This is a genomic window from Allobosea sp. FBZP-16 (assembly GCF_002831785.1).
In the GTDB taxonomy this organism is placed as follows: Bacteria; Pseudomonadota; Alphaproteobacteria; order Rhizobiales; family Beijerinckiaceae; genus Allobosea; species Allobosea lupini.
Genome location: NZ_LNCQ01000023.1, coordinates 701,822 through 727,206 on the forward strand (window position 1 = coordinate 701,822; position 25,385 = coordinate 727,206).

A 25,385-nucleotide genomic window follows, 5' to 3' on the forward strand; every position below is an offset into this window, starting at 1 on the left:
CGTGAGCTTTGTGGTGGCCGCGCCCCGCCGCCATGTGTAAGAGGCAGCCTCCAGCATCAACCCGATCGCCGCATGAGCGCCACGCTGACATTGCCGGATGGCCGCAGGCTCGACCTCGGCGCCAGGCCCCTGCTGATGGGCGTGGTCAACGTCACCCCGGATTCCTTTTCGGATGGCGGCCTCTTCGCCGACCCCGCCGTGGCGGTCGCGCATGGGCTGACGCTGGCGCGGCAGGGCGCCGACATCGTCGATGTCGGCGGCGAGTCGACGCGGCCGGACCATACCCGCCTCGATGCGGCAAGCGAGCTCGCGCGTGTCCTGCCGGTGATCACCGGCATCGTCGCGCAGAGCGACATCCCGATCTCGATCGACACCTACAAGGCCGAAGTCGCCGACGCCGCACTCAAGGCGGGTGCCTCGATTGTCAACGATGTCTGGGGTGCGCAACGCGAGCCTGCCATCGCCGGCGTCGCGGCCCGCCATGGCGCCCCGATCGTCCTGATGCACAATCGCGAGAGGGTCGATCCCGGGCTCGATATCCTCAGCGACGTCATGCGCTTCCTCGAACGCTCAATCGAAATCGCCATCGAAGCCGGCGTGCCGCGCAGCCAGATCGTCGTCGATCCCGGCATCGGCCGCTTCGGCAAGACTGCGGAGCAGTCGTTGTTGCTGATGAGAGAGCTTCGCCGGCTCGGCGAGCTCGGCTGCCCGGTCCTGCTCGGCGCCTCCCGCAAATCGGTGCTCGGCCATGTCATCGGCAAGGCGGTGCCGGCGCAGCGCGTCGCCGCCAGCATCGCCGCGCATCTCTACGGCGTCACCCAAGGCGCCGCCATCATCCGCGCCCACGACGTCGACGAGCATGTCGACGCCTTGAAGATCTGGGCGGCGATCGGAGCAGCACAATGAGCGCGACCGGACAGATCTTCATCGAGGCGCTCGACCTCTACGCCTATCACGGCCATTTCGCCGAGGAGGGCCGTCTCGGCCAGCGCTTCTCGATGGACCTCGTGCTGGACTGCGATCTGCGGGCATCCTCGCTCAGCGACGACATCGCCGACACCGTCGATTATGGCGAGGTCGTCGGCCTGGTGACGCGCACCTTCTCGGGCAAGCGCTTCAAGCTGCTGGAGGCGGCGGCGCGGGCTCTGGCCGAGGCGATCCTGGCCGGATACCCCGCCGTGACCAAGGTCGCGGTCACGCTGCGCAAGCCCGCCCCGCCCATCCCGGGCCGCATGGATTCGGTCGGGGTCAAGCTGGACTTCACGCGGTGATCGTCGAGGCGACCCTCGGCTTCGGCGGCAATCTCGGCGATCCCGTGGCGGCCTTCGCTGCGGCCCTGTCGCGGCTGCGCGCGCACGCCGCCGTTGAGGTCAAGGCCGTGTCCTCGGTCTGGCGCACAGCGCCCTGGGGCAAGCTCGACCAGCCGGAATTCCGCAACATGGCGGTTCTGATCGAGACCACGCTTCCGGCCGAGGACCTGCTGTCGCTCTGCCTCGCCATCGAGCGCGAGAGCGGCCGCGAACGGCGCGAGCGCTGGGGCCCGCGCACGCTCGACATCGACATCCTGACCTATGGCGGGCAGACGATCGATCGGCCCGGCCTGCAAATCCCGCATCCGCGCATCGCCGAACGCGCCTTCGTGATGGCGCCGCTGGCGGAGATCGCGCCGGGGATCACGATAGGGGAACGCAGCGTCGCTGATCTGCTGGCAGTGATCGCGAGCCAGGATGTCAACCGGGACGAGGACGGAACACGCCGGCTGCACTCCGTCTCACCGGCTCAGTCCGCGTAGAGCTCCCGCAAGGTTTGCAACACCTGCCCGAGGGTCGCGTCGGCAACGCTGCCGAGCTTCCTTCGGAGCCTTAGCTTGTCGAGCGCGCGACTCTGCTCGAGCAGGATCAGCCCGTCGACGCCCTGAAGCTGCACCGGCACACGAAAGCCGGCAGGGCGACTGCCCGACGTCATCGGTGCGACGATGACAGTCCGCAGATGATCGTGGATTTCCGGCGGCGAGATGACGAGGCAAGGCCGTGTCTTCTGGATTTCGCTGCCGATCGTTGGATCGAGCGCGGCCAGCCAGATCTCGCCGCGCTTCACCATGTCAGGGTCTCATCCTCGCTGTTGCCGAATTCCGGCCAGACGAGTCCGTCGTCCTGTTCCCGTGCGAGCCGCTGCGAATCCTCGGCCCAGCCAGCACGCGCCGGGCGGATAACGGGCTCGATCACGAGGCGCCCGCCCTCGACCTTGAGTTCGACGCTGTCGCCGGCCTTGGCGCCGATCTCGGCCAGCAAAGGCTTGGGGATCAGGATGCCGGCAGAGTTCCCGAACTTCTTGACTGCACTCAGCATCGCTCGCTCCCGCTCTCGCGAGCAAGATAGGCGATATGCTATTCCGTTACAACAAAGTAGCTACAGAATAGGCCCCCTGCAACACGCCGTTGCGGGCGCGCCTCAACCTTACTCGCCCTTGTCGAGCGAGATGTCCGGCGCGGTCGGCACCTTCATGCCGACGACATGGTAGCCGGCGTCGACATGCATCACCTCGCCGGTGATGCCGCGCGACATGTCGGAAACCAGGAAGACTGCGGTCTCGCCGACCTCCTCGATCGTGACCGTGCGGCGCAGCGGCGAGTTGTACTCGTTCCAGCGCAGGATATAGCGGAAATCGCCGATGCCCGAGGCCGCCAATGTCTTGATCGGCCCGGCCGAGATCGCATTGACGCGAATCTTCGATGGGCCGAGATCGGCGGCGAGATACTGCACGCTCGATTCCAGCGCGGCCTTGGCGACGCCCATGACGTTGTAGTGCGGCATCCATTTCTCGGCGCCGTAATAGGTCAGCGTCAGCAGCGAGCCGCCATCCGGCATCAGCTTTTCGGCACGCTGGGTGATCGCGGTGAACGAATAGGCGGAGATCAGCAGCGACTTCGAGAAATTGGCCTCGGTCGTATCGACATAGCGGCCGGTCAGCTCGTCCTTGTCGGAGAAGGCGATGCAGTGGACGACGAAGTCGAGCTTGCCCCAGAGCTTTTCGATTTCGGCGAAGACGGCGTCGATCGTCGCCCCGTCGGTGACGTCGCAATGGCCGACGACATGGCCGCCGAGCTGCTGCGCCAGCGGCTCGACCCGCTTCTTCAGCGCATCGCCCTGATAGGTGAAGGCGAGCTCGGCGCCGGCATCCGCCGCAGCCTTGGCGATGCCCCAGGCGATCGAGCGGTTGTTGGCGACGCCCATGACGAGACCGCGCTTGCCCCGCAGGAGGTTGGCGGTCGGGGCGGCGCTGCTGGATTCAGGCATCTGAGACCTTCGAACTGGACGAACCGGCAAAAGAGAACCGGACGGTCTCATAACCGAGGCGGCCGAAGGGTGGAAGCGCCCTGTGCCGAAATCCTGTTCAGGCGTCTCCGCCGGCCCGCGCCTTCATCAGCGCTGTCAGCTCGGCATCCTCGCTGGGCATCTCGATGTCGATGGAGACAAAGAGATCGCCATGCTCGCCCTTCTTGGCGCCGGGCAGGCCCTTGCCGCGCAGGCGGAACTGGCGCGCCGTGCCGGTCAGCGGCGGCACTTTCATCTCGACGGCGCCCGACAGCGTCGGCACATGGATCGGCCCGCCCAGCACCGCGGTCGCCAGCGGCACCGCAACGCGCGCTCGCAGATTGATGCCGTCGACGGTAAAGCGGGAATCGGGCTTCACCTTGATCGTCATCAAGACGTCACCGGCCTCGCCGGTGAGCGGATGGGTCTGGCCGAGGCCGCGCAGGCGCATGACCTTGCCGTCGGCGACGCCCTCGGGGATCGTCACCTCGACCTCGCGCCCGCCGGGCAGCTTCACCCGGCGCGTGCCGCCATTGACCGCCTCGGCCAGCCCGACCTCGAGGGTGAAGCTCTGCTCCGGCGGCTTCTGCGGCTGGCTCTGCCGGCCACGCCCGCCACCGCGTCTGGCCGCCTCGCCGAAGAGCGAGCCGAAGATGTCGGCCGGATCGAAGCCGGGATCGCCGCCGCGGCCGGGGCCGCCGCCGTCGAAATGGAAATCGAAGCCGCCATGCTGCGCACCGCGCCGCCCGGCACCCATGCCCTCGAAGCCGGAAAAGCGCGGCTTGCCCTCGGCGTCGATCTCGCCGCGATCGAACTGCTTGCGCTTGTCGGCGTCGCCGAGGACCTCATAAGCCGTGTTCAGCTCGGAGAATTTCTCCTGCGCCTTCGGGTCGCCCTGGTTGCGGTCGGGATGCAGGTCCTTGGCGCGGCGGCGATAAGCCTTCTTGATCTCGGCCTCGTCGGCCGATTTCGCCACGCCCAGAACCTGATACGGATCACGCATTCAAACACACCCTCGGAAGCTTCGTATTCCGGCGTACCGGAACCGCTCCCTAGATGGGAAGACTGTGGCGCGGTTGCAACAGGCTTCAGGCCGCACCTTTCCACGGTTTTGCATCTTTCACCGCCCATTCGCCACCCGACGGCCGGCAGGCGGTGCCCTGCAGTTTCACGGGGCCGGTCTGCAGGCTCATCGAGGCCAGGAAGGCGCGACAGATCTCGTCCGATTTCAGGAACGGCCCGCCGACCGGCGTGAACGTGCCCTTCATGCCGCTCTGGGCGTTGTCCCAGGAAACCGGCGCGCCGTTGCCCTGCGGATCGAGCGCCAGCGCCATGGCGCCATCCGCCCGGCGCCAGTCCTCGGGACCGAGATCGGGCGCGAGCGTGGCGAGCGGGCTCTTGCCCTCGACGGCGCGTGCCGGCAGCACCGAGGCGGTGGTCATCGCGACCTCGTCCTCGGCCTTGCTCGACAAACCCATGATCGGGAAGGAGATCGAGCAGCCCGCCGAGGCCAGCCCGAGCAGGAGCACGCCGAGGAGCGATGCCCCTGATGCAAGGGGACTGCGCTCACGCGGCCTCTGGCTCCGCTGCGCGCGGGGCTTATATATGACTGCCAACTCAAACCGCATTACGGATCGCGCTCGCCCGACGCTTCCAAAACTTGCGAGGATTTAAGACGTGAATCCGTTAACGAGCGGTGACTTCACCGAGGCTCAGGAGCCTTTCGCCCTGTTCGAAAGCTGGCTGGAGGAAGCCAAGGCCTCCGAACCGAACGACCCGAACGGCATGGCTCTCTCGACGGTTGATGCCGACGGCATGCCCAATTCCCGCATGGTCCTGCTCAACGGCCGCAGCCCCGAGGGCTTCGTCTTCTACACCAACACCCAGAGCCAGAAGGGCGAGGAGCTCGCCGGCCAGCCCAAGGCGGCCGCGCTGTTCCATTGGAAGAGCCTGCGCCGGCAGGTCCGCCTCCGGGGCCCGGTCAGCCGCGTCAGCGACGCCGAGGCCGACGCCTACTTCCAGTCGCGCCCGCGTGACAGCCGGATCGGCGCCTGGGCCTCGCAGCAGTCCAGGCCGCTTGAGAGCCGGTTCGCGCTTGAAAAGGCGGTGGCGAGCTACGCGCTGAAATTCGGCGTCGGCGAGGTGCCGCGCCCACCGCACTGGACCGGCTTCCGCATCGCCCCGGTCTACATGGAGTTCTGGCGCGACGGTGCCTTCCGCCTGCATGACCGCATCGTCTTCCGCCGCGCCACGCCGGCCGACGCCTGGACGAAGGCGCGGCTCTACCCCTGAGGGAAAGTCACAACCACATGGCCATGCCCAAGTTCGACTTCCCGAAGACTGAAGCGGGCAAGCGCCCGGTCATGCTGCTGACCGGCGCCAGCCGCGGCATCGGCCATGCCACGGTGATGCAGTTCGCCATGGCCGGCTGGCGCATCCTCTCCTGCTCGCGCCAGGCCTTCTCGGACAAGTGCCCCTGGCCCTCGGGCGCCGACGACCATGTCCAGATCGACCTCGGCGACCCCGAGGACACGATGCGCGGCATCGCCGAGATCAAGAAGCGTCTCGCCGCCGAGGGCGGCAAGCTCAACGCGCTCGTCAACAATGCCGGCATCTCGCCGAAGGGGCCGAAGGGCGGCCGGCTCGGCGCTGCGACGACCTCGTTCAACGACTGGCATCAGGTCTTCCAGGTCAACTTCTTCGCGCCGATCATGCTGGCGCGCGGTCTGCTCGACGAGCTGACCGTCGCGAAGGGCGCGATCGTCAACGTCACCTCGATCGCCGGCTCGCGCGTCCACCCCTTCGCCGGGGCGGCCTATGCGACGTCGAAAGCGGCGCTCGCCAGCCTGACCCGCGAGATGGCCGCCGATTTCGGCCCGCTCGGCATCCGCGTCAATGCGATCTCGCCCGGCGAGATCGATACCGCCATCCTCTCCCCCGGCACCGACAAGATCGTCGAGAAGTTGCCGATGCAGCGCCTCGGCAAGACCGAGGAGGTCGCCAAGGCGATCCATTTCCTCTGCACCGATGCCTCGAGCTACGTCACCGGCGCCGAGCTCCACATCAATGGCGGGCAGCACGTGTGAGCGGGCAGGACAACGGCCAGGACAACAACCGGGTCATCCCCTTCCCCAATCCCGCCCGCGCCGCGGCACGCCCGGTGCTGGCCGCCTCGATCGCCGTCTTCCGCGACGGCAAGGTCCTGCTGGCGACGCGGACCAAGCCTCCGGCCGACCAGCTCTGGTCGCTGCCGGGCGGCAAGGTCGAGGCCGGCGAGAGCCTGGACGAGGCGGCGCTGCGCGAGCTCGAGGAGGAGGTCGGCATCAATGCCCGGATCATCGGCTTCAACCGCCATGTCGAGATCGTCGGCCGCGACCCCAAGGGCGCGGTGACCCATCATTTCGTCATCGCTTCCTTCGTCGGGGAATGGCTCTCCGGCGAGCCGCGGCCGGGTCCCGAAGCCGGCGCCGTGATGTGGGCAGATCCCCTCAAGCTCGGCGGCCTGCCGACGACGCGCGAGCTCGGCGACGTGCTGCGCCGCGCTGCCGCCATTGTAGCTGGCAAGGCCGGCGCATGACGAAAGGCGCGCTCGCAGCCCTGATGCTCGCCGCGCTGACCGCGAGCCCGCAGGCGCTGCTGGCGCAGGCCCGGCGGCCGGCCCAGCCGCAACAGCAGCAGCAACGTCCCGCCGAGCCGGTCCCGCCGGAACCTGAATCGCCCGCCCCGCCCTATGAGCCGCAATTGCTGCAGCTCGCCGAGATCATCGGCTCGCTCTCCTATCTGCGCACGCTCTGCGAGGCCCGCGAGGCGCAGGACTGGCGCGAACGCATGGCAACCCTGCTCGAATCGGAAGGCCGCTCGCCCCAGCGGCGCGAGCGGCTGGCCAGCGCCTATAACCGCGGGTACCGCGCCTATTCGGCGACGCACCGCACCTGCAGCGACGGCACCCAGGAGGCCTCCGCCCGTCTGGCGCAAGAGGGCGAGAAGCTGGCCAAGGCGCTGGCGAGCCGCTTCGGCGGCTGAAGCAGGATGCCCGTTTTCGGGACAATCAACGATTTTGGCGCAGGATGAACTCCCGTTTTACATCGTCCGGGAGGCTTGGCGATGCGGTTTCGGCACGGGCTTGCGCCATTCTTAAGCAGAATTGTCCCCCGAGAATTAACCTTTCTTAAAGACCGTGATGGCGCCGGCCATCGACGGATCGTATCCTGACCGGGCAAATCACTGGAACAGTCGCGGTCCATGCGCGCCCGTTCCGTCCGACAGGTTCCTTCAGACGCCGGATACCGCTGCCTTCATGTCCGCTCTCTCCGACGACCTGCCGCTCGACCCGACCCTCGCCGAGGACGTCAAGGACGCCCGCCGCGTTGCCTATTGCTATGTCGAAGACGCCTTCATCGAGGCGCGCCAGGACGGCCTCGACTCCGACTCGCTGGCCCATGCCGCGCTGTTCGCGGCGATGCGCACGCTGGTCGAGACCTATGGCGAGGAGGCGACCGCCGTCTTCGCCGAGGCCCTGCCGGAGAAGATCCGCTGCGGCAACTTCACAACCGGCACCCGCCACTGAGCGCCTGGCTCGGGCTTGACCCGAGCATCTCGGAAACGAGTGCCTGACCGTACTGAGATTCTCGGCTCTGCGCTACGCTCCGGCCGAGAATGACGACCGGCGCATTCAATTCACGCCTTGCGCCTGTCGCGCCGTCTCCGCCCGTCCGAGCAGCAAATCGCGCTCGCGCCGGTTCCGGGTCATCCCGGCAGCCCGGGTGAACTCGGCCTGCGCCTCATCATGCCGGCCGAGCTTGACCAGGAAATCGGCGCGCACGCTCGGCAGCAGGTGGTAGTTCTTCAGCGCCGGTGCCGAGGCGAGCGCATCGACCAGCACCAGTCCCGCCGCCGGCCCCTCCGCCATCGAGACTGCGACGGCGCGATTGAGTTCGATCACCGGCGAGGGCGTCAGCGCAAAGAGAGCGCCATAAAGCGAAGCGATCCTGCGCCAATCGGTCTCTTCGGCGGTATTGGCGCGGGCATGGCAGGCGGCGAGTTCGGCCTGCAGGACATAAGGGCTGGGCTCGGTCGACAGCCGCCGCGCGGTCTCCAGCGCCTTGAGGCCGTGATTGATCAGCAGACGGTCCCAGCGCGCCCGGTTCTGGTCGAGCAGCAGCACCGGCTCGCCATCCGGGCCGATCCGCGCGCGCAGGCGCGAAGCCTGCAACTCCATCAGCGCGACGAGGCCGTGCACCTCCGGCTCCTGCGGCGCAAGCCCAGCAAGGATGCGCCCGAGCCGCATCGCCTCCTGGCACAGAGCCGGGCGGACCCAGTCCTCGCCGCCAGTCGCGGCATAGCCCTCGTTGAATATCAGGTAGACCACCTCCAGCACCGAGGCGAGGCGGTTCGCCAGCTCGGGACCATGCGGCACCTCATAGGGCACCTTGGCCTCGGCCAGCGCCTTCTTCGCCCGGACCAGGCGCTGCGCCATGGTCGGTTCCGGCACCAGGAAGGCGCGAGCGATCTCCTCGGTGGTGAGGCCGCCGATCAGGCGCAGCGTCAGCGCCAGGCGCGCCTCGACCGAGAGGACGGGATGGCAGGCGGTGAAGATCAGGCGCAGGAGATCGTCGCCGACTTCGTCGTCGAGCGCGTCCTCGATCCCGGCGACCGGGTCATCGTCCTCGTCGAGGTCGCGGCCGATCTCCTCATGCTTGCGCTTCAGCATCCTGGCGCGCCGGAGGTCGTCGAGCGCGCGGTGCTTGGCCACCTGCATCAGCCAGGCGCCGGGATTGCGCGGTACGCCCTCGCTCGGCCATTGCTGCAGCGCGGCGACGAGCGCGTCCTGCGCCAGCTCCTCGGCCCGGCCGACATCGCGGGTGACGCGGGCGAGGCCCGCGATCAGTCTCGGGGCCTCGATCCGGAAGACCGCCTCGATGGCGGGGTGTGCATCGCTTGCCGTCATGGCCTGCGATACACACCATCAGCATGGAAGCTGGCAAGCGGCTCAGCCGTTGTCGCCGACTTCCTTCTTGAGACGCTTCCAGGCCGCGTCGGCCTCGGGCGAGACAGCATCGCCGAAATCGGCGAGATCGACGACCTGGCGGATCTCGATCTCAGACGGCCCAGGCATCGGGTTGGGGCAGCGCTTGACCCAGGCAATCGCCTCGTCGAGCGACTTGCACTCCCAGAGCCAGTAGCCGGCGACCAGTTCCTTGGTCTCCGCGAACGGCCCGTCGACCACAGCGCGCTTCTCGCCATCGAACTGCACGCGTGCGCCCTTGGCGCTCGGCTGCAGCCCGTCACCGCCCTTCATGATGCCGGCTTTCACCAGCTCTTCGTTATAGGCCATCATGGCGTCGACCAGCTCGCGGGTCGGCGGGGCGCCGGCTTCGCTGTCCTTGGTCGCCTTGACCAGAACCATGAAACGCATCTGTCTTCTCCGCTTGGTTGGAGCGGCGCGGGCCTCGCCTCGCACCGGTCTGGTTGAATGACGTTCTGAGACTGTCAGCCGGCGCGCTTCTCCGTCTCGGCACGCAGGCGTTCTTCCTGCTCGCGCAGCTCCGGCGTCAGGGCCTCGCCGAAATCCTCCATCTCGAAGATCGGGCGCAGCTCGATCTCGGTGCCGCCGTCGAACGGCGCGCGCTTCAGCCACTCGACCGCCTCGTCGAAAGAGCGGACCTGCCAGATCCAGAAACCGGCGAGCAGCTCCTTGGTCTCGGCGAAGGGGCCGTCGGTGATCACCCTCTGCGATCCTGAGAAGCGCATGCGCACCCCCCTCGAACTCGGATGCAGACCGTCGCCCGCCAGCATCACGCCGGCCTTCACCAGCTCCTCGTTATAGGCGCCCATCCTGGTGAGGATGTCCTCGCTCGGCATCACGCCGGCTTCGCTGTCCTTGTCGGCCTTGACCAGAACCATCACACGCATCGGTCTTCTCCTCTCTGTCTTGGTTGATTTCGCTTCGGTATGGGGCGGGAGAATTCCCGCCCTCTGTCGTCACGTCGAACGAGGCGCGCCCCGATCGACAGGCCTGCGAATTTTTTTTCAGCCCCTGGCCGCATATTTTTCGCGGCGGGCGATTTCGGCGGCGCTCGGCTCGGCGAACTCGAAGGAGCCGGTGGTGACCTCGCCCTCGCGGCGATAGGTCGCCATGAGGACGCCGGTGCTGGACGCGCTGCTCTCGGTGAGCTTGAAGGCGGCGGGCATGGCGCCCTTGCCGAACAGCCGCTTGCCCTTGCCGAGCACCACCGGGAAGGTCAGCAGCGTGATCTCGTCGATCAGGTCCTTCGCCAGCAGCGCCTGGATCAATTCGCTCGAGCCCTGCAGCAGGAGCTTGCGCCCATCCTGGCGCTTCAGCGCCGCGACTTCCGCCGCGACATCGCCATGGAGCGCGACGCTGTTCTGCCAGCTCAGCGTCTGCGGCTCCGAGGTCGCGACATATTTTGTGATGGCATTGAACTTGACCGCGATCGGATCGTCGCCGGCATAGGGCCAGTGCGCCGCGAAGATGTCGTAGGTCCAGCGGCCGAGCAGCAGGTCGAATTCTTCGGACAACGCCTTGTCCATCACCTTGCCCATCGCCTCGTCCCAGTAATGGAAGGTCCAGCCGCCATGGCTGAAGCCGCCCTGCGGATCCTCCTGCGGGCCGCCCGGCGCCTGCATGACGCCATCGAGGGACACGAAGGTGGCAGCAACGACTTGTCTCATCTGATCTCTCCCGAACGCGCGGGAGCCTGGTCCCCGCATTGCGTCTGTCGAAGCTCGGGCGGGCGCCGCAATGACCAGCGGCCTCCGCTGCTTCTTGCTGACACGTCGAATGGGAAAACGCCGGATCGACAGGTCCTCGAAAAAAATTTCACCGGGGGCAGCCGCGCGGCGTACGGCACCCGTTTCCTGTCACCCCGATCGCATCGGTTGAGCCTTTGGCCGAAGCACCCTAACTATCGGGGCGAACGGCGCGCCATGCCGAAACAGCGATCGCTCAGAGAGCCCCACCATGCCGGCAACCAGACTGGTCGACCGCGGCGTCATCCGCGTCAGCGGCGACGATGCCCGCGACTTCCTCGACAACATCGTCACCAACGCGATGGAGACCGTCACGCCCGAGCGCGCCGGATACGGCGGGCTGCTGACACCGCAAGGCAAGATCATCGGCGATTTTCTGGTTGTCGCCGTGCCGAACGCGGAAGGCGGCGGCTTCCTGCTCGATACGTCCTTGCTCCAGATCCCCGACCTGATGAAGAAGCTGAAGCTCTACAAGCTGCGCGCCAAGGTCACGCTCGACGATCTCAGCGAGCGAGCGACGGTGATCGCCGCGACCGATGGCGGCAGGCTGCCGGCCGATGCCGGGCTGGTCTATGCCGATCCGCGCCTCCCCGAACTCGGCGAGCGCGCCATCGTCGACCGCGATGGCGCCGACGAGCTCGTCGATGCGTCGATGGACGACTACCACGCCCGTCGCATCGGCCTCGGCATTCCCGATGGCGGGCGCGATTTCCTCTATGGCGACACCTTCCCGCATGAAGCGCTGTTCGACCAGCTCGGCGGCGTCTCCTTCAGGAAGGGTTGCTATATCGGCCAGGAGGTGGTCTCGCGCATGCAGCACCGCGGCACCGCCCGCTCGCGCGTCGTGCCGGTCGTCTTCAGCGAGGGCCTCAATCCGGATGACGGCGTCGAGGCCAGCGCCGGCGGCAAGACGCTCGGCCGCGTCGGCTCCTGCGCCAATGGCCGCGGCCTTGCCCTGTTGCGGCTCGACCGGGTGGCGGATGCGCTCGCCGCCGGCCACGAACTGGACGCCGGTGGCCTTGCCTTCACGCTGGCGCCCAAGCCGTCCTTCATCCGCTTCCCCTATCCGGGCGAGCCTGAATTCGGAGCTGCGGCATGACCGACGTCATCGGCGGGCGGGCGGCGGTCGAGGGACCCGACGGCCGATATCGCTGCATCTGGCCGGGGAGCGATCCGCTCTATCTTGCCTATCACGACACCGAATGGGGCGTGCCGGAATACGATTCCCGCGCGCTCTGGGAAAAGCTGATGCTCGACGGCTTCCAGGCCGGCCTGTCCTGGATCACCATCCTGAGGAAGCGCGACGCCTTCCGCGCCGGCTTCGCCGGTTTCGAGCCCGAGACGGTCGCCCGCTTCGGCGAGGCCGATGTCCAAAGGCTGCTGGCCGATGCCGGCATCGTGCGCCATCGCGGCAAGATCGAGGGCACGATCCGCAATGCGCAGGCCTATCTCAGGCTGAGCGAAAAGGGCCCCTTCGCCGACTTCCTCTGGAAGCATCTCGACGGACGCGTGATCCAGAACGCCTTCCGCACCCATGAGCAGGTTCCGGCCGAGACCGCCGTCTCCAAGGCGATTTCCAAGGAACTCAAGGCGGCCGGCTTCACCTTCTGCGGCCCGACCATCGTCTATGCGGTGATGCAGGCCTGCGGCATGGTCAACGACCACCTCACCGGCTGCTTCCGCTGGCAGGAATGCGCGGCCCTCGCCCGCGACACGCGCCCCGCCGCCTGATGGCCAAACCGCCCGCTCCGCCGCGCGCCTGGCAGCGCATGCTCTCGGGCCGGCGGCTCGATCTGCTCGATCCCTCGCCGCTCGATGTCGAGATCGAGGACATCGCCCATGGCCTTGCGCGCGTCGCCCGCTGGAACGGCCAGACACGCGGCGCGCATTCCTTCTCGGTTGCGCAGCATTGCCTGCTGGTCGAGGCGATCGCCGGCCATCTCAATCCGGACTGGCCGCGGGACTGGCGCCTGATGGCGCTGCTGCACGACGCACCGGAATACGTCATCGGCGACATGATCTCGCCGTTCAAGGCAGTGATGGGCGATGCCTACAAGGGCGTCGAACTGCGCTTGCTTGGCGCGATCCATCTGCGCTTCGGCCTGCCGGCGGCAACGCCGGCGATCGTCAAGCGCAAGACCAAGGACGCCGACAAGATCTCGGCCTTCCTGGAAGCGACCGAGCTCGCCGGCTTCGAGCGCGAAGAGGCCCTGCGCTTCTTCGGGCGGCCTCAGGCTTTGCCGCGCGAGGTGCTGGCGCTGATCGAGCCGCAGGCGACGGAAGTGGCGCAGGGGGCGTTTCTGAAGCGGTTTGCGGAGCTGGCCGAGCGGTAGTGCCATACGTCATTCTCGGCCGGAGCGCAGCGAAGAGCCGAGAATCTCAGGACGAGAAGGCACTGGTTTCCGAGATGCTCGGGTCAAGCCCGAGCATGACGCTCTTTGCTCAATAACAGGACACGAATTCCCGGTAGACCCAGCCCACCACATGATTCCGCCCGCGCGGGCTGATCAGGGCCCAGGGTCGGCCGCGCTCGTCGAAGGACGTATTCATCACGCGGATGCCGGCGCCATTGCTGACGCGGCCGATGATCTCGCCATTCGGCGTCTCGCGGATGTTGAGCGGCGTGCCCGTCGGGTCGGTGACGGCGCAACGGTTCTGGGCGAAGGCCGGCGCAGCCGATAGGCACGCGGCGAATGCGGCTGTCAGAAGGCCGAGGCGGATGGCGGTCATGAACATATCCCCTGATCGTCAACCGGCACGCCCCGCGCCGTGACACGCATTTGCAATGGCGGCGTCAGGGCCGCTTTCGCGTCCACTACGGATTGTTTCCATTCGTGATCAGATCATCTGACATTCTCTGCGGTTCCAGCCATAATCACGAAGCCCCATAATGCACTCATTCGATCGCAGCTCTGGGAGATGACAGCCATGACCGCCCCGACCAGCCTGAAGCTTCCTGCCGGCGTCGTCGTGAAGGGCGCGCTCGCCGAGCGCTATGACGAGGTCCTGAGCCATGACGCGCTCGCTTTCGTCGCCGATCTGCAACGCCGCTTCAACGAGACCCGCAAGCGCCTGCTCGCTCTGCGCAAGGAGCGCCAGAAGCGCTTCGATGCCGGCGAGACCCCGGACTTCCTGCCTGAGACCAGGCACATCCGCGAGGGCGACTGGAAGGTTGCGGCCATCCCGGCCGATCTGCAGGACCGCCGCGTCGAGATCACCGGCCCGGTCGACCGCAAGATGATCGTCAACGCGCTGAACTCCGGCGCCAAGGTCTTCATGGCCGATTTCGAGGATGCCTCCTCGCCGGTCTGGGCCAACATGGTCGAGGGCCAGATCAACCTCAAAGACCGCTGGGCCGGCAAGATCGACTTCACCGATGCGACCTCGGGCAAGGCCTACAAGCTCAAGGACAAGCCCGCCGTCCTGATCATCCGCCCGCGCGGCTGGCATCTGCCGGAACGCCATATCGAGATCGACGGCGAGATCGCCTCGGGCTCGCTGGTCGATTTCGGCCTCTATCTCTTCCACAACGCCAAGGCGGCGCTGGCCCAGGGCTCGGGCCCCTATTTCTACCTGCCCAAGCTCGAGAGCCATCTCGAGGCGCGCCTCTGGAACGACGTCTTCGTCGCCGCCCAGACCGCGCTCGGCCTCAAGACCGGCACGATCAAGGCGACCGTGCTGATCGAGACCCTGCCGGCCGCCTTCGAGATGGACGAGATCCTCTACGAATTGCGCGAGCACATGGCCGGCCTCAACTGCGGCCGCTGGGACTACATCTTCTCCTTCATCAAGAAGCTCGCCCGCAACAAGGCCTTCGTCCTGCCCGACCGCTCGCAGGTGGTGATGACCAAGGCCTTCCTGCGCGCCTATTCGCTGCTCTTGATCAAGACCTGCCATCGCCGTGGTGCCTTCGCCATGGGTGGCATGGCGGCGCAGATTCCGGTCAAGAACAATCCCGAGGCCAATGCCGCCGCCTTCGCCAAGGTCAAGGCCGACAAGGAGCGCGAGGCCGGCGACGGCCATGACGGCACCTGGGTCGCCCATCCCGATCTCGTCCCCGTCGCGATGGAGGTGTTCGATCGGCTGATGCCGCAGCCGAACCAGCTCGGCAAGCTGCGCGAAGATGTGCAGGTCGGGCGCGAAAACCTGCTCGAAGTGCACGAGGGCACCCGCACCGAGGAAGGCTTCCGCGAGAATATCCGCGTCGGCGTGCAGTATCTCGAGGCCTGGCTGCGCGGCCGCGGCGCCGTGCCGATCTACAACATGATGGAGGACGCCGCGACCGCCGAGATCAGCCGCGCCCAGATCTGGCAGTTCGTCCAATACGGCGTCGCGCTCGAAGGCGGCGCCAAGGTCGATGCCGACCTCTTCAAGCGCTGCCTGCCCGAGGAAATGGCGCGGGTGAAGAGCGAGCTCGGCGCCGAGGCCTATGACAAGGGCCGCTTCCCCGAGGCGATCGACCTGTTCTCGAAGCTCTCGCTGGCGCCGGAGTTCGAGGAGTTTCTGACCGTGCCGGCTTATAGCAAGCTCGGCTGAGTTGACGTCTCGCGCCGCTCATATGGGCGGCGCGAGTTTGCTTTCTTTTTCTGATCATAGATGTCAGCATTTGTCCGCAACGGGTGGGAGGCGGCCTTTCTGCCGCCTCCCACGGGCGAACGCGTGGAGGAGATCAGTTCACCGGCTGTGCCTCAGGGAATTTCCAAGTCCCGTCGAGGACAGCTGAGCGCGGCCGGTAGAGCCGTACCATGTAGTTCCAGTCCTTCATGATGGGCAGGCAATTCGGCACCTTGCCGTCACATCCACCGAACCGGACCAACACCGCGCCCTCCTGATCGGCCTTTGCGGTGATGTTGTTCAGGGTGTAGGCGTTATATGGGTTCTTTTGATAATATCCCTCGCCGTTATAAAGGCTGACTGACCAGAAACCGTCGACCGGCACGTCCTTCACTTTCAGCGTATAGTTCGTGCCGCCATCGTTCTTCGGCGGGACTACATTGAGATAGATGGCATCTTGAGGCGCGTTGGCGCCCCAGGCCGAGGCGGCGCCAATCAGATACTGAACCGGATCGACGTCACCCTTCCTGCCGAAGGCGCGGCGCGTATCAGCAACGGTTGTCGCAAGAACCAGAAGCGCGTCCCGAACCTTCGTCTGACTGGTCTTGTCCCAGTTCGGGATTTCGAATTTCCCCGGCCCGCCCGGCTGAGAAACCTTGATCGCATCCTGAAGCGCATGAACGCGCTTCAAATCCTCCGCGTCATTCGGGTCAACCAGGGTGCGAACGCCAGCGAGCACGTAGCGTGTTCCGACTTTCGCCTTATCGATGGTGCGTTCATCAAGACCGTATTCGGTCCACGTGTATTGGTCCTCAGTGATGATCTGCAAGGACATGTACCGCTGCCCGGCATCGGGCAGCGTGATGGTGACCGGACCGGCATCAAGATCGAAGACACGCGAGGAATACAATGTATCCCGGTTTCCACGGATGACGGGTTGATGATCGATCGGGATGAGATCCCGGATGTGGTGCCAGGCACCAAATCCACCGCCATTGACCGAATTGGTGAAATAGCGATCGGTTTCAGCCCGCACAAAGTTGTCGACCGTTACAGGCACGGGCGCCTGGGCAAAGGCGGGGGCGCCCATCACTAACCCGAGCCCGAGGATCGACACTGCGAAGCTTCTCATGGGGACCTCCCTACTGCGCCGCGACGCGTTCGACGTCCGGCAAACGCCCAACCTAGACCTGCAAACTACACTGCCCGAGAGCGGACACTCCAGACGTCGGCAATGGGCCAACTCCGGCCGCCGGTACCTCCCGGCTTGTATGTCCCGAGATGGGTCGCCAGCAGACATCCCACTTGACGACGACTATCGGTGCCGACAGTGTCGCAAGGCATGTTCAGGAACCGGACCATTTGCGACCGACGCCGACGCCGCTTCATCCGAGCGGCGGCTTCTTGGCTGCGCGTCGATCAGCGTCCTTCCGCGTGAAGGCCTCACCATAGGCCACAGCCGAAGCGACTTCGACCCGCATTCCTGAACCCCCGCAGCCCTCGGCTCCGGGGGTTTTTGTTTGCCCGCCCCCCAAAGAGGACACCACCATGAGCATTCGCGTCGGCATTGTCGGCATCAGCGGTTTTGGCGGCGGCGAGGCGCTGCGCCTGATCGCGAGCCACCCGTCTTTCGAGCTGGTCTACGCCGCCGGCGAGAGCAGCGCCGGCAGCCGTCTGGTCGACCGCTTCCCCGGTGTGCCGGCCAAGCTCGCCGAACTGGTGATCGAGAAATGGGACCCTGCGACCCTGCCGAAGCTCGACCTGCTGTTCGCCTCGCTGCCCACCGGCGCCTCGGCCGAGGCGCTGGCACGCGTCCCCAGGCACGTGAAGATCGTCGATATCGGCGGCGATCACCGCTATGTCGACGGCTGGGCCTATGGCCTCGCCGATATCTGGCCGGCTGAGATCGAGGGGCAGACCCGCGTCGCCAATCCCGGCTGCTTTCCCGCTGCGACGCTGACCCCGCTCGCGCCGCTGCTGGCCGACAGGCTGATCGAGCCCGGCAATATCGTCATCGACGTCAAGACGGGCATCTCCGGTGCCGGCCGCGGCGGCGACAGCAAGTTCGGCTATGCCGAGAGCAACGAGAACCTGGTGCCCTACGGGCTGCTCAAGCACACCCACATGCCCGAGATCGCCAGCACGATCGAGCGGCTGAGCGGCGGCAGCGCGGCCGGGCTGGTGTTCACGCCGCATCTGGTGCCGATGACCCGCGGCATCCTCGCCACCATCTATTGCCGCGGCCGCGCCACCACGGAGCAGTGCCTTGACGCAGCACGGCGCTTCTATGCCGGGCGTTCCTTCGTCCGCGTGACCGACAGGCCGCCGCAGACCAAATGGGCGACCGGCTCGAACCTCGCTTTCGTCAGCTATGCGGCCGATCCCGAGCGCAACCTGGTGATCGCGCTGGGCGTGGTCGACAATCTCGGCAAGGGAGCGGCGGGCCAGGCGGTGCAGAACGCGAACCTGATCTGCGGCCTGCCGGAAACCGCGGGGCTGGACGGCGCACCCGTCTGGCCGTGATGACGGCGGGCCTCCGCGCAGTTGTTCAATCTGCTGCGGAGGTCCGCTCATGCGCGGAAGCGGAGCCGGCGTCGCGGTTCAAAAGCCGTGCAGCGCGATCATGATCGCGAAGGCGATGGTGAACAGGAGGCCGGCCAATATCGGCGCGGTCACGATGAAGGCGGCCAGGATCGGATGGCGGTTCCGCCACGCCAGCGCCGCGGCCGAGACCGCGATCACGGGCAATGCGAGGAAGTAGGCCAATGTGAGCCGCGTTTCGGCGTTGACGTCGAACCCGCTGCGGATGACGGCTGACAGAGTCCCCAGCCATCCCAGCATCCAGCACGCGGCCACGGCGAGGGTCGCGCCGCGCAGATCGCGCCGGGCGATGAACATGAAGGCCACCGCAGCGGCTGCGAGCTGGAGCGCGCCTGCTGCCGGAACGATCCAGCGCTCGATTCCCGTGTAGAGGTCCGGCGCCCCGAAAAACGGCAGCAGCAGCGAAGACAGCCCGAAATAGGCGGCGAGCCCGGCCGACAGGATGAGAAGCAGCCAGCCCGCCCTGCCGAAGAACGAGCTGCCGCCGGGCTCGACATTCGCCACCGCCACCTCGTTCGATTACAAGCGCGGAAGATAGCGGCTCGAGCATCCTCGCCTCCCGCCTCCTAGCCCATTCCCCACGATAGCGAGCAGCGCACGCGCCTGCCAAGCCTCGCGGCCGCTCCGCGGCCCCTCAATCGGTACAACCTGCGGGGTGGCCTCGGGTGGTGGGGACAGCATTCGGGCGTGGGCAGCGGAACTGACCGCGCGCTGATCTCGAAAGGCGAAAATCGCTCCTGCAATCAGCCGTCCTCGCCCGGCGCAAGAATTGACGCTCCGGCCTTTGCAACCGCCCCCGCGCCCCCTATTTCGGCTCTTTCCATCGGAGCAAGACCATGCGGCTCGTGATCCTGTCCGCCTTCGCGCTCGGCCTCTTCGCAACCGATGCCGCTCGCGCCGAGGCTCTGAAGCCCGAGCGCAAGGTCGAGGCCACCTCCGACTTCGCCGGCAAGAAGCCGCGCAAGGCCGCCAAGGACATCAGCGGCATCGCCTGCCGCCCGCCTGCCGGCGGCGACTATCGCTGCCTCGTGATCAATGACGAGAACAAGGCCGCCCAGTTCGCGACGCTGAAGCAGGGCGCGATCATGCCAGGCCCGAGCCTGCCGTTGATCAAGGACAGCGCCCCCGCCGGCGCAAGCGGGCGCCAGCCGACGATCGGCTGCCCGCAGCAGGGCGATTTCGAGGATTTCGACGGCGAGGGCGTCGCCTTTGCCGACCGCCATTTCTATGTCGTCGGCTCGCATGGCTGCTCGCGGCGCAGCGGCGAATACCGGCCTTCCTCCTTCCTGCTGGCCCGGATCGCTGCCGGCAACGGCGAGGCGGGCACGCCCGAGCTGAGCTGGCGCGTCGCCGATCTGCTCGGCGCGGCCGGCGAGGTCGCCCCCTTCGTCGGCAAGGCACTCGACGAGACGAGCAACGGGCTCAACATCGAAGGCCTCGCGGTGGTCGGCGATCGGCTCTGGCTCGGCCTGCGCGCGCCAACACTTGGCGGGCGCGCCTTCCTCGTCGGCGGCAGCGTCGCCGAACTGTTCAAGCCGGGCAGCGAGCCGGGAACGGGCAAGCCGCAGCTCCTCGCCTTTGCCGCCGGAGCTCAGCGCGGCGTGCGCGATCTCGCCCCGCTCGCCGATGGCCGCCTGCTCGTCCTCGTCGGCCCGGCGCAGGAGCAGGACGTACCCTATGCGATCATGCTGCTCGACCCCGCTGACCCAGCCGGCGCCAGCGAGCTCGGCCAGCTGCCCCGGCGCAAGGACGGCAAGGCGGAGGCGCTCGCCGTGCTGGCCCAGGAGCGCGGCGAACTGCGCGTCCTCGTCGGCTATGACAGCGTGAAGAACGGCGGCTTCGAGGAATACCGGCTGAAGCTGCCCTGATCGGAATGCAGCCTTTCCGGCTGGCCCCGGACATGCGATGCGCATGGCCATGAGCTTCCTTGCGCGCCTCGATTCGACCGTCTCCCGCTATCTCGCCGAGGTCGCAGGCCCGCGCGAACGGCTGGCACTGCTGCGCTGGCAGATCTCCGAGCGCCATATCCTCGACCGGCGCGAGACCATGCCGGGCCATGTCACCACCAGCGCCTTCGTGCTCTCGCCCGACCATGCGCAGGTGCTGCTGATCGACCATGTCGTGATCGGCCGCTGGCTCCAGCCCGGCGGCCATTACGAGCCGGCCGCGAGCTTCCACGGCTCGGCACTGCGCGAGGCGGTAGAGGAGACCGGCGTCGCCGCTGCGGTCCTGCATTTCTGGCATCGCGACGGCGATCTGCCCTTCGCCATCGACAGCCATGAGGTGCCGGGCAATCCGCGCCGCAGCGAGCCGCCGCACATCCATCACGACCTGCAATATCTCTTCATCGCCGATCCCGCCCTGCCGCTGATCGCCCAGGAAGAGGAAGTCCATGCCGCCGCCTGGAAGCCCATCGCAGCTCTGGCGGAGATCGCGCCGGTGGCGTTCGCAAGGCTGCGCACCGTGGACGTCCCAGGCTGAGCCGCCAGCGCCTGTTGCATTGCAGCAACAATACGCCGGTATAGCGCAGTGACCGAAGAGTGCATGTTGCGACTCATTCGCATTTACTCGACAGTGGGTTCGTCAACAGGATCGCCAGCCATGCTGAAGCCCGCCGTCGTCGCTCTCGCCGCTGCGAGCCTGTTCTCGCCCGCCTTCGCCGCCGACCTGCCCTCGCGCAAAGGCGCCCCGGCCGTGCCGCCCGTGCTCTCGGCCTGCAGCGAGAGCGAGGGCATCCCGACCGACGCCTTCGGCTTCACCACCGGCTCGGATGTCGCCGATCCCGGCTCCTTCGGTGCCAGCCTGACCTATAATGGCGGCTTCGGTGTCCGCGACGGCCGCCAGGCCGCGCATGGCCTGCAGCTGCAGGGCTCCTACGGGCTCTTCCCCTGCTTCGAGGTCGGCCCTTACCTCCTCGGCGGGTACACCGACGCCACCATCGCCGGCGCCAAGGCCGACAGCCGCAGCGCCGGTGCCGGCGTCGAGATGAAATACCGCCTGCTCGGCCGCGACCTGCACGGCATCGGCCTCACCGTCATCGTCGATCCCAGCTTCAACCGCACCGATCCGACCGGCGCAGGCAACTTCACCACCTACAACACCGGCCTGCGCATTTTCGCCGACAAGACGCTCGTCCCCGGCAAGCTCTACGCCGCGCTCAACCTCTCGCACGACCTGACCTGGACGGGGCCGAGCCCCTATCTGCGCTCCTCGACCTTCACGGTCGGCGGCTCGCTCGCCTGGCAAGTGCTCGACGGCCTCTATCTCAGCGGCGAAGTGCGCCATCAGCGCCGCCACAACGAACTCGGCTTCGGCAAGGAAGCCGGCTACGCCACCTTCGCCGGCCCCGGCATCTTCTGGCAGGCGAGCAAGCAGCTCGCCATCTCGGCCGCCTACAACGTCCAGATTGGCGGAAAGGCCAAGGGCGTGCCGGGCGATCTCGACATCACTAATTTCAGCCAGCATCTGCTGAAGGTGAAGGCGGCCTACAGCTTCTGAGGCACGCGGCAGCGATCAGTCCGGGACCTGCTGCGCGACGGTCGCGCTTGCCTCGGTTTCCGGCTCGCCGGACTGCTGTCGCGAGCTGCCGGCACGAGCGCGGCTGATCGTCTCGACGACATCGGCCGCGAGCTTCTCAAGCAGCTCGCGTTCGCGCTGGTCGAGATTGCGGGCTTCCGCATCGAGGATGCAGAGCGCTCCCAGCACATGGCCGTCGGACGAGCGCAGCGGTGCCCCGGCGTAGAAGCGCAACCCCCAAGCCTTGGCGACGGGATTGTCGGTGAAGCGGGCATCGCGCTCGGTATCGGCGACGACCAACGTCTCGCCGCTGGCCACGACATGGTCGCAGATCGCCGCCCGGCGTGGCAGGGTCGGCCGTCCGGTCTTGTCCCGGCCGAAACCGGAGAGCTCCCTGCTGCCGCCGATGACGATCTCCTGCTCGGCATCGATCGCCGAGATCATCGCCACGTCGACGTCGAAGGCATCGGCCGCGCGCTTGGCGATCGCATCGAGATCGTCGCGCAGCGCCTCGTCGAGAAACGCCGTGCCCTGGAGCGCCGCCACGCGCTCGGCATCGTCGGCCGGCATCGCTGCCACAGCCGGTTCGCTCGCTGTCTCTGGCAATAGGCGCTGGACCCGGCCGATCGTCTCCTGGATCGAGGCCGCAATCTCGTCTGCACCGATCCCCTTGCTCGCCTGCCCTGCCAGCCTCTCGGGCGGCACGGTCCAGAGAACCACGACGATCTTCAACTCCGGCCAGCGCTGCCGCAGGCGCCGGCAGAACTGCCGGGCGGCATTGTCGGGCTCGCCGCTGAAATAGTTGAGGCAGACGATCGGCACCCCGTCGAGATCGAGCCTGGCGACTGCGCCCGTCGTGACATGGGCGATCCTGCGCACCTGCGCCGGGATGCCTTCGAGATCGAGTGCATGGGCCAGCATCTGCGCGGCGATCCCGTCGATCTCCCATTTGCCGCCGATGCAGACCACCTTGGGGGCCAAGCCCTCGGCAGCCGCGGCGGGATGAGCCTCGCGCAACTCCTCCAGCAGCGCCTCCATCCCCTCCGCGATGCGCAGCCGGTGCGCCGCAGTAGCCTGCCGACCGTAATCGTCGCTGGCGAGGCGCAGGACCGCGACGCCGACGGCGTCATAGAAAGGCACCACCGCCAGCGTCTCTATCTCGCTTTCGGCGATCTCGATGGCTTCGTCGACATCGCCCGCGAGCAGGCGCTGGTAGATGCGTTCGGTCGGACTAAGCACCGGCACCGAGCCGAGCAGGGTGTCGAGGAATTGCAACTGCGGCAGGGTCTTGCCGAGGACCAATAGGCAGACCGTCAGCGGCGTCGACAGGATCAGGCCGACCGGACCCCAGAGCGCGGTCCAGAATGTCGCGGCGGCGATCAGCGATATCGCCGAGAGGCCAGTGCTGGTGCCGTAGAGCATCGGCTCGACGATATTGTTGCTGATGAGCTCGAGCCCCGCGATCAGCGCCAGCGTCCACAGCACCATGTGCCAGCCGGGATCGACCGCGAACGCCAGCGCCAGCGGAAAGACCGCGGAAATCAGCGCACCAAGATAAGGCACGAAGCGCAGCACGGCTGCGACGACGCCCCAGAGCAGCGCACCGGGCACGCCGATCAGCCACAGGCCGAGCGCCAGCGGGATGGCGAAGGTCGTGTTCACCACGAGCTGCATCAGAAGATAGCGGCTGATCCGCCTGCCGGCATCCTCGATCGCATCGGTCGAGCGGTGCAGGTTGCCGCCAAGGATGCGCAGCAGCCGGTCACGCAGGTCGGTCCGGTCAAGCAGTGCCAGCACCACGAAGACGAGGACGATACCGGCCGTCGCCAGCGGTTCGAGCACACGGCCGAGCCAGACCAGCGCGACCTGCATCTGGGTGCCCGGCGCTGGCACGATCTCGACCCGCTGAGCACCGGCGCCCTGCACCGATTCCACTTCCTTTTGCAGGGACGCGATCGCGTTGAGCGCGCCATCGAGCATCCCCGGCGCCCTGAACTGCGCCTTGAGATCGTTGAGCTTGTTATGGATGGTCGATTGATAGCTCGGCAGTTGCTCGCCCAGCGAACGGACCTGCGTTCCCAGCACGAGGAAGAGGCCGGCGAGGAGAACGAGCACGACGGTCATCACCGCCACGATCGCGATCACCTTGGGCAGCCCGCGCCGGCGCAGCCACAGCACCGGGGGATTGAGCGCGAAGCCGATCAGGAAGGCGAAGGCGAGCGGGATCAGGATGTCCTGCCCGTAGTAGAGTGCTGCGATGATCACCGCAGCCGAGACGAGCGCCGCCGCCACCTTTACGATGTCCGCCCCGGCCAGGTCGGCCGCAGCGATGGCGCCCGCCTCTGGCTGGACCCCCCTTCGGCTCGGAGCCGGTGTCGTTGTCATGGCGAAGCCCCCCGGCCCGCATTGGGTCGCCTTATGAACGTTAGAGGGGCTGCCCGGTTCCCCGGCATCCCAATCTGCATTGCGAACTGCAAGGCGCAGACGCTAAGACGAAGGACGTTCAACCACTGGTATCGGCGATGGCGCGGGAAGAGGCCGGAAACGGCGCATCGGACAAGGCCGGGATGATCTGCCGGGCGCTGCGCCGCGCGATCATCGAGCGCGCGCTCGAGCCCGGCGCGGCCTTGCCCGAGGATGCGCTCGGCGAACGCTTCGGTGTCAGCCGTACGCTGGCGCGCCATGCGCTCGCCCAGCTCGCCGCCGAAGGGCTGGTCGAACTGCGCCGCAATCGCTCCGCCGTTGTGGCGACGCCGAGCTGGCAGGAGGCGCGCGACACCTTCGACATCCGCATCGAGCTGGAGCGGCTCGTCGTGCGCCAGCTCGCCGGCCGGCTGAGCAAGGCGCAGCTTGCGACGCTGCGGGCCCATGTCGACTCCGAGGATGAGGCGCGTGGCGGGCCCGACGCGATCTCGATCCGGCTCGCGACCGAGTTCCATATCCTGCTCGCAGAGATGACGGAGAGCCCGATCCTCATCCGCTATGTCAGCGAGCTGTCCTATCGCTGCTGCCTGATCCTGTCGCTGTACAGCCGGCCGCATTCCTCGGAATGCGGCGTTAACGAGCACCGCCTGCTGATCGACGCCCTTACGACCGGCGACGTCGAAAAAGTCACGAGACTGATGCACAGTCATCTCGATTCGGTGGCGGAGCGCGCGCTGGTAGCCGAGGCCAAGCCGCGCGAACGGGACATCATGGCGATCCTGGCGCCCTATGCGCAGGCCCCTCAACCCGCCGTCAAACCGCGTCCGAAGCGCTCGCTCAAGGCAGCCGAATAATCCGCTCACAACGGCTGGCGGGCGAATTGACGCTGCCGCCTTTCCACCCTACTCGTGAACGCGACGGTTCCCTTACGGGATCAAAAGGGAACGCAGTGCGGATGGCCTGGCCATCTCATGCTGCGGCTGCCCCCGCAACTGTAAGCGGCGAGCCTTTCGCCATACGCCACTGGGACCTCGGCCCTGGGAAGGCGGCGAAGGGCAGCGACCCGCGAGCCAGGAGACCTGCCGTCAGCCGTGGTCACACGCGAACACATCGGCCGGGGTGCGCTGATGGGTGGTAGAACCATGCGCGCCCGGTTTCGGGCGCGGGTGGGGACATCTCGTTCGCGGTGACGTGCCACTGACGTTA

30 protein-coding genes and 1 riboswitch are annotated in these 25,385 nt (G+C 67.0%); of the genes, 17 read left to right on the forward strand and 13 right to left on the reverse strand.

Annotation, left to right across the window (positions count from 1 at the left end; translation table 11 throughout):
• The first annotated feature begins 72 nt into the window (after positions 1-72).
• Genes folP through folK form a run of 3 tightly spaced genes read left to right on the forward strand, consistent with a single transcriptional unit; the run spans position 73 to position 1,792 of the window.
• On the forward strand, positions 73-906 hold the full coding sequence (gene folP, locus CXY91_RS13175) for a dihydropteroate synthase (protein ID WP_100961844.1): 834 nt from the start codon (positions 73-75) through the stop codon (positions 904-906).
• Complete coding sequence (gene folB / locus CXY91_RS13180; RefSeq protein ID WP_091837644.1) at positions 903-1,271, forward strand: dihydroneopterin aldolase; 369 nt, start codon at positions 903-905, stop codon at positions 1,269-1,271. The genes folP and folB overlap by 4 nt, the downstream gene beginning before the upstream one ends.
• Positions 1,268-1,792, forward strand: coding sequence for a 2-amino-4-hydroxy-6-hydroxymethyldihydropteridine diphosphokinase (gene folK, locus CXY91_RS13185; RefSeq protein ID WP_100961845.1), 525 nt, complete (start codon positions 1,268-1,270; stop codon positions 1,790-1,792). Before folB ends, folK begins: the two co-directional genes overlap by 4 nt.
• Here the strand turns inward: folK and CXY91_RS13190 are convergent.
• The 5 genes from CXY91_RS13190 to CXY91_RS13210 form a co-directional block, all read right to left on the reverse strand.
• A complete protein-coding gene (locus CXY91_RS13190) occupies positions 1,780-2,100 on the reverse strand; it encodes a type II toxin-antitoxin system PemK/MazF family toxin (RefSeq protein WP_100961846.1) in 321 nt (106 codons plus the stop codon). The two genes, folK and CXY91_RS13190, sit on opposite strands and share 13 nt — an antisense overlap.
• Entirely contained in the window at positions 2,094-2,348 is a 255-nt protein-coding gene (locus tag CXY91_RS13195) for an AbrB/MazE/SpoVT family DNA-binding domain-containing protein (protein WP_091837655.1), read from the reverse strand. The genes CXY91_RS13190 and CXY91_RS13195 overlap by 7 nt, the downstream gene beginning before the upstream one ends.
• A 108-nt stretch (positions 2,349-2,456) precedes the next feature.
• Positions 2,457-3,296 (reverse strand): enoyl-ACP reductase FabI, encoded by an 840-nt coding sequence (gene fabI, locus CXY91_RS13200; RefSeq protein ID WP_091837658.1) that lies wholly within the window; start codon positions 3,294-3,296, stop codon positions 2,457-2,459.
• 97 nt (positions 3,297-3,393) lie between these two features.
• Complete coding sequence (locus CXY91_RS13205) at positions 3,394-4,317, reverse strand: DnaJ C-terminal domain-containing protein (RefSeq protein ID WP_100961847.1); 924 nt, start codon at positions 4,315-4,317, stop codon at positions 3,394-3,396.
• An 85-nt stretch (positions 4,318-4,402) separates the two neighbouring features.
• A complete protein-coding gene (locus CXY91_RS13210) occupies positions 4,403-4,843 on the reverse strand; it encodes an RT0821/Lpp0805 family surface protein (RefSeq protein WP_248307461.1) in 441 nt (146 codons plus the stop codon).
• A 148-nt stretch (positions 4,844-4,991) separates the two neighbouring features.
• On the opposite strand from CXY91_RS13210, the gene pdxH reads away from it, so the two are divergent.
• The 5 genes from pdxH to CXY91_RS13235 all read left to right on the forward strand — a co-directional run bounded on the left by pdxH (position 4,992) and on the right by CXY91_RS13235 (position 7,881).
• Complete coding sequence (gene pdxH, locus CXY91_RS13215; protein ID WP_091837665.1) at positions 4,992-5,606, forward strand: pyridoxamine 5'-phosphate oxidase; 615 nt, start codon at positions 4,992-4,994, stop codon at positions 5,604-5,606.
• 71 nt (positions 5,607-5,677) lie between these two features.
• Positions 5,678-6,400, forward strand: coding sequence for an SDR family NAD(P)-dependent oxidoreductase (locus CXY91_RS13220; RefSeq protein WP_091838316.1), 723 nt, complete (start codon positions 5,678-5,680; stop codon positions 6,398-6,400).
• Positions 6,397-6,891, forward strand: a complete 495-nt coding sequence (locus tag CXY91_RS13225; protein WP_349236591.1) for an NUDIX hydrolase — start codon at positions 6,397-6,399, stop codon at positions 6,889-6,891. Before CXY91_RS13220 ends, CXY91_RS13225 begins: the two co-directional genes overlap by 4 nt.
• Entirely contained in the window at positions 6,888-7,337 is a 450-nt protein-coding gene (locus tag CXY91_RS13230) for a TIGR02301 family protein (protein WP_100961849.1), read from the forward strand. The genes CXY91_RS13225 and CXY91_RS13230 overlap by 4 nt, the downstream gene beginning before the upstream one ends.
• 274 nt (positions 7,338-7,611) lie before the next feature.
• Positions 7,612-7,881 carry a hypothetical protein gene (locus tag CXY91_RS13235; protein ID WP_244543908.1) on the forward strand — a complete coding sequence of 90 codons (270 nt, stop codon included), beginning with the start codon at positions 7,612-7,614 and terminating at the stop codon, positions 7,879-7,881.
• 105 nt (positions 7,882-7,986) lie between these two features.
• Here the strand turns inward: CXY91_RS13235 and CXY91_RS13240 are convergent, their stop codons facing one another.
• From CXY91_RS13240 to CXY91_RS13255, 4 genes are all read right to left on the reverse strand, one after another.
• The gene (locus CXY91_RS13240) at positions 7,987-9,261 is read right to left on the reverse strand and encodes an RNA polymerase sigma factor (RefSeq protein ID WP_100961850.1); all 1,275 of its coding nucleotides are present in this window, start codon (positions 9,259-9,261) and stop codon (positions 7,987-7,989) included.
• A gap of 42 nt (positions 9,262-9,303) precedes the next feature.
• A complete protein-coding gene (locus tag CXY91_RS13245) occupies positions 9,304-9,729 on the reverse strand; it encodes a YciI family protein (RefSeq protein WP_100961851.1) in 426 nt (141 codons plus the stop codon).
• Between the two features lie 74 nt (positions 9,730-9,803).
• Positions 9,804-10,226: a YciI family protein gene (locus tag CXY91_RS13250; RefSeq protein WP_091837674.1), complete on the reverse strand. Its 423-nt coding sequence runs from the start codon at positions 10,224-10,226 to the stop codon at positions 9,804-9,806.
• A 117-nt stretch (positions 10,227-10,343) separates the two neighbouring features.
• Entirely contained in the window at positions 10,344-11,006 is a 663-nt protein-coding gene (locus tag CXY91_RS13255) for a dihydrofolate reductase family protein (protein WP_100961852.1), read from the reverse strand.
• Between the two features lie 289 nt (positions 11,007-11,295).
• Between CXY91_RS13255 and ygfZ the strand changes: the two genes are divergently transcribed.
• Genes ygfZ through CXY91_RS13270 form a run of 3 tightly spaced genes read left to right on the forward strand, consistent with a single transcriptional unit; the run spans position 11,296 to position 13,417 of the window.
• Positions 11,296-12,183 (forward strand): CAF17-like 4Fe-4S cluster assembly/insertion protein YgfZ, encoded by an 888-nt coding sequence (ygfZ, locus tag CXY91_RS13260; protein ID WP_100961853.1) that lies wholly within the window; start codon positions 11,296-11,298, stop codon positions 12,181-12,183.
• A complete protein-coding gene (locus CXY91_RS13265) occupies positions 12,180-12,815 on the forward strand; it encodes a DNA-3-methyladenine glycosylase I (protein WP_100961854.1) in 636 nt (211 codons plus the stop codon). The genes ygfZ and CXY91_RS13265 overlap by 4 nt, the downstream gene beginning before the upstream one ends.
• Positions 12,815-13,417: a YfbR-like 5'-deoxynucleotidase gene (locus tag CXY91_RS13270; protein ID WP_100961855.1), complete on the forward strand. Its 603-nt coding sequence runs from the start codon at positions 12,815-12,817 to the stop codon at positions 13,415-13,417. The genes CXY91_RS13265 and CXY91_RS13270 overlap by 1 nt, the downstream gene beginning before the upstream one ends.
• A gap of 109 nt (positions 13,418-13,526) precedes the next feature.
• Here CXY91_RS13270 and CXY91_RS13275 read toward each other — a convergent pair whose 3' ends face one another.
• Positions 13,527-13,814, reverse strand: coding sequence for an SH3 domain-containing protein (locus CXY91_RS13275; protein ID WP_244543909.1), 288 nt, complete (start codon positions 13,812-13,814; stop codon positions 13,527-13,529).
• Between the two features lie 198 nt (positions 13,815-14,012).
• On the opposite strand from CXY91_RS13275, the gene aceB reads away from it, so the two are divergent.
• Positions 14,013-15,620, forward strand: coding sequence for a malate synthase A (gene aceB / locus CXY91_RS13280; protein WP_100961856.1), 1,608 nt, complete (start codon positions 14,013-14,015; stop codon positions 15,618-15,620).
• 133 nt (positions 15,621-15,753) lie between these two features.
• On the opposite strand, the gene CXY91_RS13285 is transcribed toward aceB, so the two are convergent.
• Positions 15,754-16,770, reverse strand: a complete 1,017-nt coding sequence (locus CXY91_RS13285; protein WP_199777422.1) for a DUF1254 domain-containing protein — start codon at positions 16,768-16,770, stop codon at positions 15,754-15,756.
• A gap of 416 nt (positions 16,771-17,186) precedes the next feature.
• Between CXY91_RS13285 and argC the strand changes: the two genes are divergently transcribed.
• Positions 17,187-18,161 carry an N-acetyl-gamma-glutamyl-phosphate reductase gene (gene argC / locus CXY91_RS13290; RefSeq protein ID WP_100961858.1) on the forward strand — a complete coding sequence of 325 codons (975 nt, stop codon included), beginning with the start codon at positions 17,187-17,189 and terminating at the stop codon, positions 18,159-18,161.
• Between the two features lie 78 nt (positions 18,162-18,239).
• Here argC and CXY91_RS13295 read toward each other — a convergent pair whose 3' ends face one another.
• Positions 18,240-18,743: a hypothetical protein gene (locus tag CXY91_RS13295; RefSeq protein WP_100961859.1), complete on the reverse strand. Its 504-nt coding sequence runs from the start codon at positions 18,741-18,743 to the stop codon at positions 18,240-18,242.
• Between the two features lie 332 nt (positions 18,744-19,075).
• Here CXY91_RS13295 and CXY91_RS13300 point away from each other — a divergent pair, with 332 nt between their 5' ends.
• The 3 genes from CXY91_RS13300 (at position 19,076) to CXY91_RS13310 (ending at position 21,737) form a co-directional block, all read left to right on the forward strand.
• On the forward strand, positions 19,076-20,107 hold the full coding sequence (locus CXY91_RS13300; RefSeq protein WP_100961860.1) for a DUF3616 domain-containing protein: 1,032 nt from the start codon (positions 19,076-19,078) through the stop codon (positions 20,105-20,107).
• 43 nt (positions 20,108-20,150) lie between these two features.
• Positions 20,151-20,720: an NUDIX hydrolase gene (locus tag CXY91_RS13305; RefSeq protein WP_158673396.1), complete on the forward strand. Its 570-nt coding sequence runs from the start codon at positions 20,151-20,153 to the stop codon at positions 20,718-20,720.
• Between the two features lie 120 nt (positions 20,721-20,840).
• Positions 20,841-21,737 (forward strand): hypothetical protein, encoded by an 897-nt coding sequence (locus tag CXY91_RS13310; RefSeq protein WP_100961862.1) that lies wholly within the window; start codon positions 20,841-20,843, stop codon positions 21,735-21,737.
• 15 nt (positions 21,738-21,752) lie between these two features.
• Here the strand turns inward: CXY91_RS13310 and CXY91_RS13315 are convergent, their stop codons facing one another.
• The gene (locus CXY91_RS13315; protein WP_100961863.1) at positions 21,753-24,140 is read right to left on the reverse strand and encodes an AI-2E family transporter; all 2,388 of its coding nucleotides are present in this window, start codon (positions 24,138-24,140) and stop codon (positions 21,753-21,755) included.
• Positions 24,141-24,277: 137 nt separating this feature from the next.
• Between CXY91_RS13315 and CXY91_RS13320 the strand changes: the two genes are divergently transcribed.
• Positions 24,278-25,033, forward strand: coding sequence for a GntR family transcriptional regulator (locus CXY91_RS13320; protein ID WP_100961864.1), 756 nt, complete (start codon positions 24,278-24,280; stop codon positions 25,031-25,033).
• A 49-nt stretch (positions 25,034-25,082) separates the two neighbouring features.
• A riboswitch (cobalamin riboswitch) is annotated at positions 25,083-25,280 on the forward strand.
• The last annotated feature ends 105 nt before the right edge of the window (positions 25,281-25,385 follow it).